11 protein-coding genes are annotated in these 12,565 nt (G+C 36.3%); 6 read left to right on the forward strand and 5 right to left on the reverse strand.

The features are described 5' to 3' along the window. Positions 1–765: an MnmC family methyltransferase gene (locus PHI38_RS01000; RefSeq protein WP_299851531.1), complete on the forward strand. Its 765-nt coding sequence runs from the start codon at positions 1–3 to the stop codon at positions 763–765. Between the two features lie 2 nt (positions 766–767). Here the strand turns inward: PHI38_RS01000 and PHI38_RS01005 are convergent, their stop codons facing one another. The 4 genes from PHI38_RS01005 to PHI38_RS01020 form a co-directional block, all read right to left on the reverse strand. Beyond that, entirely contained in the window at positions 768–2,726 is a 1,959-nt protein-coding gene (locus tag PHI38_RS01005) for a methyl-accepting chemotaxis protein (protein ID WP_299851534.1), read from the reverse strand. Between the two features lie 140 nt (positions 2,727–2,866). Further along, positions 2,867–4,642 carry a DNA helicase RecQ gene (recQ, locus tag PHI38_RS01010; protein WP_299851537.1) on the reverse strand — a complete coding sequence of 592 codons (1,776 nt, stop codon included), beginning with the start codon at positions 4,640–4,642 and terminating at the stop codon, positions 2,867–2,869. After that, positions 4,639–5,253, reverse strand: coding sequence for a riboflavin synthase (gene ribE, locus PHI38_RS01015; protein ID WP_299851540.1), 615 nt, complete (start codon positions 5,251–5,253; stop codon positions 4,639–4,641). Before ribE ends, recQ begins: the two co-directional genes overlap by 4 nt. 8 nt (positions 5,254–5,261) lie before the next feature. Next, positions 5,262–5,948: a tetratricopeptide repeat protein gene (locus PHI38_RS01020; RefSeq protein ID WP_299851542.1), complete on the reverse strand. Its 687-nt coding sequence runs from the start codon at positions 5,946–5,948 to the stop codon at positions 5,262–5,264. 81 nt (positions 5,949–6,029) lie between these two features. Between PHI38_RS01020 and mnmG the strand changes: the two genes are divergently transcribed. The 5 genes from mnmG to PHI38_RS01045 all read left to right on the forward strand — a co-directional run bounded on the left by mnmG (position 6,030) and on the right by PHI38_RS01045 (position 11,922). Then, entirely contained in the window at positions 6,030–7,910 is a 1,881-nt protein-coding gene (gene mnmG, locus PHI38_RS01025) for a tRNA uridine-5-carboxymethylaminomethyl(34) synthesis enzyme MnmG (protein ID WP_299851545.1), read from the forward strand. A gap of 374 nt (positions 7,911–8,284) precedes the next feature. Further along, on the forward strand, positions 8,285–9,151 hold the full coding sequence (locus PHI38_RS01030) for a hypothetical protein (RefSeq protein ID WP_299851548.1): 867 nt from the start codon (positions 8,285–8,287) through the stop codon (positions 9,149–9,151). 59 nt (positions 9,152–9,210) lie between these two features. Then, positions 9,211–9,735 carry a ubiquinol-cytochrome c reductase iron-sulfur subunit gene (gene petA / locus PHI38_RS01035; RefSeq protein WP_299851551.1) on the forward strand — a complete coding sequence of 175 codons (525 nt, stop codon included), beginning with the start codon at positions 9,211–9,213 and terminating at the stop codon, positions 9,733–9,735. A 14-nt stretch (positions 9,736–9,749) separates the two neighbouring features. Then, positions 9,750–10,964: a cytochrome bc complex cytochrome b subunit gene (locus PHI38_RS01040; protein ID WP_299851554.1), complete on the forward strand. Its 1,215-nt coding sequence runs from the start codon at positions 9,750–9,752 to the stop codon at positions 10,962–10,964. 10 nt (positions 10,965–10,974) lie between these two features. Continuing rightward, positions 10,975–11,922, forward strand: a complete 948-nt coding sequence (locus tag PHI38_RS01045; protein ID WP_299851557.1) for a c-type cytochrome — start codon at positions 10,975–10,977, stop codon at positions 11,920–11,922. 63 nt (positions 11,923–11,985) lie between these two features. On the opposite strand, the gene PHI38_RS01050 is transcribed toward PHI38_RS01045, so the two are convergent. Continuing rightward, positions 11,986–12,453 carry an RDD family protein gene (locus PHI38_RS01050; protein ID WP_299851559.1) on the reverse strand — a complete coding sequence of 156 codons (468 nt, stop codon included), beginning with the start codon at positions 12,451–12,453 and terminating at the stop codon, positions 11,986–11,988. Between the last annotated feature and the right edge of the window lie 112 nt (positions 12,454–12,565).

Below are 12,565 nucleotides of genomic sequence, written 5' to 3' on the forward strand. Positions count from 1 at the left end.
ATGCAAATGTTTAACGACGCTCTTCATTTGATGGTTCAAAGCTCTGATGGGAGTTATACTGCCTACTCTAAGGAGTATGAGGAGCATTATCACTCTACAAAAGATGGTGCGCTTTATGAATCTCTTATTAAGCACGTTATCCCAGCTTTTAAACTAAAAGAGGATTTAAAAGAGATAGTTATCTTGGATATCTGTTTTGGTTTAGGATTTAACACACTCGCCGCTATTTGGCATCATAGACAAAACAAATTAACTTCAAAACTACGTATATATTCACCTGAGCTTGATAGCTCTTTAGTTAAATCCCTTGTAAATTTTAGTTATCCTCAAGAGTTTGAGCCACTTCAAGGGATAATAAAAGAGCTATCACAAAATGGAATTTATGAGGATGAAACCCTATATATAGAGCTATTTTTAGGCGATGCGAGAGAATATATAAAAAAGTTTAATTTGCAAACATTTGATGTAGTTTTTCAAGATGCTTTCTCGCCAACAACAAATCCAATGTTATGGACAAAAGAGTACTTTATGGATATAAAAAATATCATAAAAGATGATGGTATCCTTAGTACATACTCAATAGCGCTGCCTATTAGAGTGGCTCTTTTTGAGAGTGGTTTTAAAGTTTTTTTAAATTCTGGAGAGGGCTTTAGAGATGCAACTGTAGCATCTCCATCGCACATAGATATTTTTGACGCAGTAGATGTAGAACATAAGATGAAGTGCAATCCGCAAGTGACTTCACTTAGGGATTGTGCTCTTTAGGCTTAAGTTCTAAAAGTCTCTAGTTTAGTATGGAGTTCATTAGTCATAGAGTTTAGATGCTCAGCTGCTGCTGCAATCTCTTCAACATTTCTTGCATTTCTTGCAGATATCTCATTTATCTGAGTAACTTGAGAGACGATATGCTCAACATTTTTACCAGTTGTCTCAAAGTCACCTACTGTTTTATCACTTGCTTTTACAGCATTTGCGACTATAGCAACACTGTCATTTATCTTATCCTCAACTGCAGAAGCACTCTGCGCTAGAGCTTGAACTTCTTCTGAGTTTGAGCTCATCTGCTCGCTTACATCAACAATTGACTGAACGATAACATTTATAGTTGCATTTATCTCAGTAAGACTTCTTTGCGTTCTTTCTGCTAGTTTACGTACTTCATCAGCAACAACTGCAAATCCACGTCCGTGCTCTCCTGCGCGGGCTGCTTCAATAGCTGCATTTAGAGCAAGCAGATTTGTCTGATCGGCAATATCTGAGATGATTTCAAGAACATTTTTAACTTCATTTGCTTCACTTGAGAGAGTTCGCATTCTGTTAGAGAGCTCTACTTCTAGCTCTGCACTATCTTGAACTTTTAGGCTAAGAGAAACAATCTCTTTCCTAGCCATATCAAGGTTTTCATTTGCCATTAGTATCTCTTTTTTACTCTCTTGTGCATCATTAATTGCTTGATTTATTTCATCTTGAATACTTTGTGCTTTTTTAGTTGCCTCATCTATGATGAATACAGATTTCTCAACACTCTCTCCAACGCCCATAGCTGTAGTTGAGAGCTCATGTGAGATAGAAGCATTTTCGCTTGCACTTTGTTTTGAAGTCTCTATTAACTCTTTTAGAGAATCCATTAAATCGTTAAAACCTCTTGCCATCTCTGCTAACTCTTTTGGAGCATTTTCATCTGCTTTTAGGGTTAGATTTTTAGTATTACTTATGTTTAAAAGTGTCTTTTCAAAGGTTTCTAAAGGGTTTGAAATAGTTGTTTTTGTGAGGTAGAGTATAAATGCAGTAAATACAATTATACCCACTACTACAAGGAGGATAATATTTATAATTGCAGAAGTTGCATCAGATAGCTTTTTATCAATAGAATCATGAGTTGTTCTATATAATTCAAGTTCAACATCTCTAAGTAGGTTAATTGAAGTAGTTACTGCACTAAACCAAACAGATGAGTCTACGCCAAAATTTCCACCCATACCTTTGACTTTTGCTATATCTATCATTGACATAGTTTTATCTACTACATCACCACTAAAAGTGGCTTTGTAAAATTTTTTTAGCTCAGATGATGTTAGAGTATTAAACTTATGAATATTTACAGCATAAGTATTAATACGACCCAAAAAGGCAAAATAATCTTTCTCTACAAAAAAATCTTTACTAAAAGCTATATTTAAATTAGCTCTTATCTGTCCTAGAGACTCTTTTGCTGAAGCCATATGTGTATATGCTTGGATGGTATTTCTAATCTCTTTATCTTCTATAAGTGATGGAGCATTTGTTGTCGCATCTATTAGGGCTGTGATTATAGATGTAAAATATGCTCCAACCTCAGGCGCACCTATACTTAAAGAGTCAATAGAGCCTCTTTGTTTAACTAATTCACTAAAAGAGTCTAAAGCAGAGCTATTACCTTTTGTTTTTGTATAAACAGTTTTAGCTTCAGAGATTGCACTATCTACATCTCCTCTGGCCTTAGAAATAGCACTAGCGTCGCTTTTATCTCTTGAGGCTGCAAAACCTACACTAAGGCCTCTTTCTATTTGCAAGTAGTGAACGGCCTTTGCTAAAGACTCAGTCTCTAATACACGACTCTTTGTTATCTCAAGAGTGCTCTCTTCATCAACTTTTTGCTCTATTATTACTATCGATAGTAACAAAATTGCTATGACTGGGAGCATTGTTAATAGCAACAATTTGGTTTTAATACTAGACTTTTTCATTAATTTACTCACTCCTGAATTTTTAATTTTTAATTCTATCTTATTTTTTTAAGAATTGTCTCTAAATAGTGAAAATAATGTCAGAAATTGCCACTATTTTTATAATATGAGGTAATTGAAGTATAAATTTTAGTTATTTGTCAGTTATTGAATAATTCTAAAAACTGCTCTCCAAAGAGTTGGAACTTCTTCTCGGCAACGCCGTTAACTCTTAGCATGCTCTCTTTATCATGTGGTTTTGCAACTGAGAGATTTTTAAGCACTTTATCTGAGAAAACTATATAGGCTGGAACTTTTAGTTCACTTGCTATTAGTGTTCGCTTTTCTTTTAGCTTCTCAAACAACTCTGCATCAAATTCTTCTTCATCTTCAAGCTTTATTTTCTTTGCTTTATCGCTTATATGCAGTCTTGAAGCCCTTATAAAGAGCTCTTTTTTGCCTCTTAATATATCTGCTGCTTCTTGAGTAAGTTTGAGAACACTAAACTCACCCAAATAGACTATCTTTAGCTCTAAAAGCCTCTCGAGTATAACAAACCAGACCTTTTTCTCTCTTCCCTCACCAATCCCATAAACAGAGAGCGTATCAGCACCATTTGCTAAGAGTTTTTGCTCTTTTGAACCTCTTAAAATATCGATGATATAGTTTTTCCCAAACTTCTGTTCTGTTTTGTAGATAGCACTTAGAAGCATTTGTGCCTCTTTTGTGATGTTTTCTCTTATCTCTTTAGAGTTTGCGCAGTTGTCGCATCTGCTCACACACTCATCTAAAGTGTTCTCAAAGTACTCTGCTATCTGCTTGTGAAAGCATATCTCACTCGTTGCGTATTTGTAGATAGTCTCTATCTTTTGGCTGAGATGCTCTTTGTACTCGCTGTTTTGAATATCATCCAAAAATCTCTTATGTTGCGCTAAATCTGCTGCATTAAAGAGCATCAGAACCTCGGCATCATCGCCATCTCTTCCAGCTCGTCCTATCTCTTGGTAGTAGTTCTCAAGCGATTTTGGAAGTGACATATGCGCTACAAAACGGATATCGCTCTTATCGATTCCCATTCCAAAAGCGATGGTAGCGACCATGATGTCTATCTTGTCATTTACAAAAATTTTGAAGTTTTGCTCTCTTACATGTTGAGGCAAACCTGCATGATACGGTAGAGATTTGTAGCCAGTTTTGTTAAGGAAAATACTTAACTCTTCGGCTTTTTTCCTTGAACTTACATAGATGATTCCGCTCTCACCTTTATGTCTTGTCAAAAAGATTTTAAGCTGTTCATGTCCATTTGCAACTCTACGCTCAAGCGAGATAAAGATGTTTTTGCGAAATATTTTTCCCTTTAGCACAAGCGGGTCATGAAGCCGCAACTCTCGCAGTATATCCTCAGTTACATGCTGGGTTGAAGTTGCAGTAAACGCGCAGATAGGAGTAGATGGAAAGTTAGCTCTTAAGTTTCCAAGCGCTCTATAATCATCTCTAAACTCATGTCCCCATTGAGAGATACAGTGCGCTTCATCGACTACAAAAAAATTTATATTTAAGCCTCTTAGCATCGCGGTTGTAGCTTGATTGTTTAGTCGCTCGGGAGATAGGTATAAAAACTTTAACTCGCCATTTTGTGCTTGCTGGATTATCTCATCCACTTCATCTCTGCTTTGCGCGGAGCTTATCATCTGTGCACTCATCCCTTGCGCTCTAAGTGAAGAGACCTGATCTTGCATAAGTGCGATAAGTGGAGAGATAACTATGCTTATGCCATCCATAAGAAGTGTAGGGAGCTGATAAACAAGTGATTTTCCACCACCAGTTGGCAAAATCATAAGCAAATCGCGACCACTTAAGACGGCATCAACTCCCTCTTCTTGAAGCTCTCTAAAACTGTTATGCCCAAAGTTGTCTTTGAGTACTTTGTATTTCAATGGTATATGGCTGATATGGCGTCAACTTCGCCCCATGAGAGAGAGTTTTGTTTGTGAGAGATGATGTGTGCAACATAACGAGCAAACATATCTGTCTCTATATTTACTTTTGAGCCCTTTTTGTAGTTTTTAAAAAGAGTCTCTTTCATTGTGTGTGGAATGATAGTAAGACGAAAACTATCATCAAAAACCTCATTTACAGTAAGACTTATGCCATCAACTGTAATTGAGCCTTTTGGGATTATAAATGCAATGAACTTTTTATCAATTTTTATAAAAACATCGTAAGAGTTACCGCTATTTTTTATCTCTTTTATCTCGCCAACTGCATCAACATGGCCTTGAACGATATGCCCCTCAAATCTATCACCCATCATCATGGCAGGTTCGATGTGAACTTCATCTTGGTAGTTTTCCATTGCCAAGACTCTCTGGCTCTCAGGTGAGAGTTCAACGCTAAAGCCATCATTTGAGAGTTCTATAACTGTTAAACAAGCACCGTTTACCGCGATAGAATCACCAATAGAAGCTTTATGTTTGGCTCTAATGCTCAGTTTAGAGCCACGCAAACTTTTAACATGTGCTATCTCTCTAATCAATCCTGTGAACAAGTGTTCTCCTAAAATACAATTTTACCCTCTTCTTGAAGGCCTCTTATAATCTCTTGAGCTTTAGCATGCCCTTTGTAAGCGGCTTTACGGCATAAGTCTAGTGCAAAATCGTGGTCTTGCGCACATCCAAAACCTTGATCATAAAGTAGCCCAAGATTATAAAGTCCTTCCGCAAGTCCGCCATCAGCAGCTCTTTTAAAACAGATAAAGCACTTTGCTTCATCTACAACAACACCATGCCCCTCTTTGTATAAAACACCAAGGTTATTAAAAGACTCTAAATGTCCTCTTTTTGCTCCCTCTTCATACCAAAAAGCAGCTTCTGAGTAATTTTGTAAACATCCAAGTCCACGCTCTAACATGAGTGCTGATTCATACATCGCTGGAACAACTTCTCTAGTTGCTGCTTCTACAAAGAGTTCATGAGCCTTAAATTGATCATGCACTACCCCGCCAAGACCATTCATATATAAAACTCCTAAATTATAAAGAGCATAAGGTTGTTTAAGCTCAGCTGCTCTTTCATAAAGTTCTAATGTTTTTGCTTCATCACTCTCACAACCTTGAGCATTTTGGTACATGTAACCAAGAGATGCCATAGCGTCCGCATTTCCGCTTTTTGCAAGCTCTGTATAGAGTTCAAATGCGCTCTTAAAATCTTTTTTATTGTATGCGTCGTGTGCTTTTTTTATCATTTGTTAAACCGTATTTAAAATATATTGTCCAAATAATACTCAAAAATGATAAAATTCGCTTTAAGATAGATGGAGTAGTGTATGAAATATGATGTAATTATTATCGGTGGTGGTCATGCAGGAGTTGAAGCAGCATTAGCATGTGCTAGAATGGGAGAGAAAACTCTCCTTATTTCTATGCTCGCAGAAAATGTTGGAGCAACAAGTTGTAATCCCGCAATTGGAGGTCTAGCAAAAGGACATTTAGTCCGTGAGATAGATGCTCTAGGCGGAGAGATGGCTTTAATAACCGATGAAGCAGGTATACAGTTTCGCATACTAAATCAGACAAAAGGTCCAGCAGTTCGTGGAAGTCGCGCGCAGATAGATATGGATAGATACCGAGTAATCGCTAGAAACAAGATTTTAAATACTCCAAATTTAGAGTTAGTTCAAGAGATGGCAGAATCGCTTATCATTGAAGATGATGAAGTCAAAGGCGTTAAAACAAATCTTTTAAACGAGTATAGTGCCAAGAGAGTGATAGTAACAAGTGGTACATTTTTACGAGGTCTTATACATGTTGGCGAGATAAAGCAAGTAGGCGGGCGTTTTGGTGAGCAAAGTAGCGAAAATTTAAGTGCTTCACTTAAAGCGTGCGGACTAGAGATGGGAAGATTAAAAACTGGAACATGCGCAAGAGTTGATGCCTCTACGATAGACTTTTCTGTGATGGAAGAGCAAGGCGGTGATGAACTTCCAAACCCATTTAGTTTTAGAACTAACCGTGAAGAGTTTAGAAGAGATAAAAAGCAGATTCCTTGCTACATCACTTATACAAACCAAAACACTCATGACATTATAGAGAGCAACTTCTACAGAGCACCAATGTTTACGGGTCAAATCGAGGGTCGTGGGCCACGTTACTGCCCAAGTATAGAGGATAAGATAAATCGTTTTAAAGATAAAGAGAGACATCACCTCTTTATAGAGCCTCAAACTTTTGAAAACACAGAGTGCTATATAAACGGTATGAGCACATCCCTTCCACCAGACGTTCAACAGCTGATGCTTAACTCTGTAAAAGGGCTAGAAAATGCAAAGATTGTTCGTTATGGATACGCTATAGAGTACGATTTTGTAGATCCAAGAGAGCTAAAACACTCACTTGAGACAAAAAAGATAAAAGGACTCTATCTAGCAGGACAGATTAATGGCACAACTGGCTATGAAGAGGCCGCTGCTCAAGGACTGATGGCTGGAATAAATGCTTCTCTTAGTCTCAAAGGTAAAGAACCTCTTGTGCTGCGAAGAGATGAGGCTTATATCGGCGTTTTGATTGATGATTTGGTTACAAAAGGGACAAAAGAGCCATATAGAATGTTTACCTCTCGCGCAGAGTATAGACTTCTTTTGCGCGAGGAATCAGCAGATACAAGACTTAGCCATTATGGCCATGAACTAGGTCTTATAAGCGATGAAGTTTATGAGAGAGTTAAAGCTAAAGAAGCACAGATTCAAGAGGGTGCTAAGGTTTTACGAGAGACTATGTTTACGCCAAACAAGGAGTTCATAGCATTTTTAGACTCTATCGGCGAAGAACCAGTAAGAGATACTATCTCTGCCGAGCAGATAGTGGCTAGAAAAAGTTTTGATGTGCCAAAGATGCTAAAACTTGTTCCAGAATTTGAAAAATATGAATCATATATACTAGATGAGATTTTAGTAGAGGGAAAATACGCTCGCTATGTTCAAAAGCAAAGTGAAGAGATACAAAAGATGAAAAAGTATCTAAAGATTGAGATTCCCCAAAATTTTGCATTTAACAAGATAAGCGGTTTAAGCAGAGAAATAGTAGAAAAACTAGAAACATTTAACCCGCCAACTCTTCAAGCAGCTTCACAAATCAGTGGAATAACCCCAGCTGCCATAGAGATTTTGCATATCTATATAAAAATAGATATTAAAAACAAAAAAGTTTGATAGCTAGATAATCTTAGGCATCTAAATTTTAAGATTTTATCAAATGCTTGTTCGTTAGAGTTGAATAATTTAGAAAATATATTAACCTTTTTAAATAATAACAATATTTTTTACAAGTGCATTTAGTAAAAACAATGCAGCAAAGCTCTTTTACAAAGCTTTTAACATAGTAACTCCAAAAAATTGGAGAGAAAATTATGAATTTGATATTCAATTAGAAGGTAGGCTTCTAAAGGGGATTGTTTTGTTATCGCCCTCTGGAAGTGATAATATAGGAATAGCCAACAACAAGGCTTACAAAAATAAACAAGTAAGTGCTTCAGAATGTGCGCCTTAAAAATATGCTAAAATGCCCGAAAAAATAGAGAAAACTTATGAAAATATACTACTACGTACACACAGGACACCGTATAGGGCTTGATAGATTTAGACGAGCTTGTACTATTATCAGAGCTTTGGGAGATGTTGATATTACGCTTCTTTGTTCTGACTTTAGGATTGCAAATGAAGCAAGACACTTTGGGGTGGATAAAGCCGTTGGTATCGATGTTGTAAGAAACATTCCACATATAGCAAATCATGGTGATAAACTAATCTTTGACTCAGCAGAAGCAAACCCTATTATGCTTGAAGATATGCGAAACTTTTTCTCTACCTTTATACGTATAAGTGATAACAAAGATGATGTAAAGATGGACAAAGAATTTCTGATTTCTCCATACTTGAGTGGTGATGGAATATGCAATGCAGTAGTCATTGATGAGAAATATTTTGAAAAAAAAGACAAAACAGTAGAGCTTAGTTACTTCTTTGGGGACGATGATTATGAGAAAGATTTAGAGAAAAATCTCTCATTTATAGAAGATTTAAACCCAGCTTTTCAACTTGGTTTTTACTACTTTTTAGATTATGAAGAGATGCTTAGAAAAAGGTTTAAAAGTTGTTATGAATTTGAAGAGTATGATGAGATGATTCAAAATTCAAAAATTCTTATCTCTTCATCTCCACAAGCCATCTTAGAGAGCCTAGCCTCAGGAGCAAAGCCTATATATGTCCAAAGAGAAGATTATACAAGAGATTTTTTAGACTTTTTTGAGAGCTTAAATATACCAGTTGTAAAAAATTATAAAAAAGAAGACCTTATTGAAATCATAAGCTCGATAAATAACATAAACTATTTCAAAACGCAACATACTACAGAGAAAATTGTACAATTTATAAAAGAAAGCTTAAATTTATAATTAATTAAAAGTATTTTAGTATATAATCGGCCTTTAATTTTACAAGAAAGAGAGCAAACATGCATAACAGTAGCCGTAGAGGGTTTATGGGTAAAGCATTTGGCGCCGTTGCAGGTGTGGGGGCAGTTGGTTCATTGATCGCAATGAAGAAAACTTGGGATCCGCTTCCAAGCGTAAAAGCCGCTGGTTTTACTACTTTGGATATGACAATATATCCAGAGGGGGAGTTAGTAACAGAAAAGTTGAGGGGTAAACCAATTTTCGTTTTGAAAAAAACAGCTGCGATGGTAGCAAAGCAGACAGAGAGCCAAAAAGCAAGAGACGTTGTTGTTGGTGATTCTCACTTTATGCTTGCTATTGGTTTATGTACGCATCTAGGCTGTATTCCAGCATATATCCCTGCGGAAGAAGGATTTCTTTGTGCATGTCATGGTGGTAAGTTTAACTGGGCTGGTGAAGTAACAAAAGTTCCACCACCACGCGCGTTTGATATTCCTCCATTTAAGATTGAGGGTACAACACTTGTTTTAGGTGAAGCTGGTCCAGAGTATAAAGCTATGAAAGATAGCGGCATAACGCTTTAAAGGGGGGATAAATTATGGCACATTTTACAAAAGCAACAAGTGTTAAAGATTGGTTAAACCAACGTTTAGCAATTGAAAAAGTTGAAAAAGTTATGGCATCTGAGTATTGGATTCCAAAAAACATTAACTTCTTGTGGGCGATGGGTATGGTTCTTGCAATCACATTCGCACTACTTTTAGTTTCAGGAATTTTCTTGTTGATGTATTATCAACCAGATGTTAAAGATGCATTTTATAGCGTAAACTATACGATTATGAGAGATGTTGATTTTGGTTGGTTATGGAGACATGTTCATGGAGTTGCTGCTTCAGTTGTTTTCTTAGTTATCTATATCCACATGTTCACAGGTATCTATTATGGCTCTTATAAAAAAGGGCGTGAGATGATCTGGATTTCTGGTATGCTCCTTTTTGTTACATTTTCTGCTGAAGCGTTTAGTGGTTATATGCTTCCATGGGGACAAATGAGCTACTGGGCAGGTATGGTTATTACAAATATCTTTAGTCTTGGTGGATTACATTTAGATGGTTTAGTTGAGTGGATTAGAGGGGATTACGTTCCTGCTCAAGCTTTCTTAGGCCGTTTCTTTATGCTTCACGTACTTCTTTTACCATTAGTTATTATAGGACTTATCGGGCTTCACTTTGCAGCTCTTAGAATTCCACACGTTAATAACCAAGATGGTGAAGAGATTGACTTTAATGCTGAAGCTAAAAAATATTTAGCTGGTGATAAAGCTGGTTCAAAAGTTATTCGTTTTGCAAATGACTTTATGGCTAAAGATTTGATGGTTGTTGGAGTTTACTTAATCTTCTTTTTCTATCTTGTATTTTTTCAGTATGGTTTCGCACTTGACGCTGTAAACTTTGACCCTGCTGATGGACTTAAAACTCCAGCACACATCTACCCTGAGTGGTATTTCTTATGGTCTTATGAGATTCTTCGTCCATTCTCTATTAACATAGGTCTAATAGCGTTTGGTTTTGCACAAGTTATTTTTGTACTTTTACCATGGTTAGATAGAAGTCCAAATGCTGTTCCTGCAAGTCGCCGTGGGCTATTTAGTGTTTGGTTCTGGTTATTACTTATCGATATGATAGTTCTAACAGCAATGGGTAAATTACCTCCAGAGGGTGCATTTAGTACTATCGGTTTAGTTGCGGCTGTTGCATTCATTGTTTTATGGATTGCACTACCATTTATAACTAAATATGAAAAAAAAGTATAAGGAGAATAGGATGAAAAATAAAGAACCTTTGATTCTGGTTATTGTTGTTGCTTTTACTCTCCTAACTTATTGGTTAGTTGAGCCATATGCACACTCTGTAATGCATAAGCATGTAGAGAGTGTTAATTTTACTTATCCAGACTTAATGCCAGTTTCAAAAACAGGTAATGTTGCAAATGGTAAAGAGTTAGTTACTGGCGCTGCTGCATGTACAGGCTGTCACTCTATTGAAAAAGAGGGTATGCCAGCTATGATGGATGCGGTATCTGCTGCTGCTAGTTATGGTGTAAATCCACCAGACTTAAGTGAAGCAGGCGCAATATATGATGCAAAATTTTTGGCTAACTTGGTAGTAAACCCTGCGCATGCTCTAAAAGTTGAGCATAAATTTGATGCGGCAAAGGGTGAAATGCACCCAATGACGGCATTCTATGGTGCTGGTGGAGATATAGATCAAGAGGTTGCTGATATAGTTTCATATTTACAATCAATTGCTCCAAAGCCAAGCGAAGTTACTCCAAAGATGGCGTACGAAAATGCTTGTGGTAGATGTCATGCAATGAAGTATGAAAATTGGACTCAAATCGGTGAAAAACCTGCATTTAAGTTTGAAAAAGACTCTTTAGCATTTGATATTCAAGTGTTAGAGTACCAAGAGCATTTAACAAAGTATATGGGTAAATTACCACCTGATTTAAGTATGTATATCCGTTCTCGTGGTGAGCATTTTATAAGCACATTTATAGAAAACCCACAAGCACACTTAGAAGGTACTGCAATGCCAAGAGTTGGTGTTACTGCAGATGCTGCTGAGAAAGTAATAGAGCACCTAGCAGATGCTGGTGATACAAAAAGACACGAAAGAGATTCAATTGGTAAAACAGTGATGATTTATTCTGTGATTTTTGCAATCTTTGCTCTTCTATGGAAAAAGCAAGTGTGGAAAGATCTACACTAAACGTTATTTTAGCTCTCTATATCTCTTCAGAGTTTTTCTGAAGAGACAAAACCTTCAATTCAATTAAATTTTCTTCTTTTGAACAACAATCGTTTTACAGATAATATCATGCAGAGCTTTTTTGTCTCTTCTATAAAAAGGTATAAAAAGTCCTAAAATAGTTGAAGCTGTTACTAAAAATAGAAAAAATCTCAAAATTGCTCTAAAAAATCCAATATTTTCACCACTTCTATCATCAAGAACTTTAATCTCATATGCTTTTTTTCCTGGTGTCTGGCCAAATTTACTCAAAAGCAGCGCATATATAAGGCCATAAAGTATAACTCCTGCAAATGGCGCTAATTGCGATGATTGAAACTCCTCTTTTCCATTCATAACAACATAAGTGATTATATAAAGTATAGGCGCGTAAATCATAAACATATCTGTTATAAAAGCTTTTACTCTACTACTATAAGTCGCATAGATATATCTTGGACGCTCTTTAATGTCTTCTTTTTTTTGTCTGTTTTTAATGTTTCTAAATCTCATATGGCAATTATAACAGATTCAAAAAGTATTTTATTTGTTTATAGTGTGTCAAAAAAGAACAGTTAGTAGAATAAATAACAAAAAGTTAACAAATCATCCAAAATGCATATAA

Origin of the sequence: Sulfurimonas sp. (assembly GCF_028694895.1) — a bacterium.
Classification (GTDB): Bacteria; Campylobacterota; Campylobacteria; order Campylobacterales; family Sulfurimonadaceae; genus Sulfurimonas.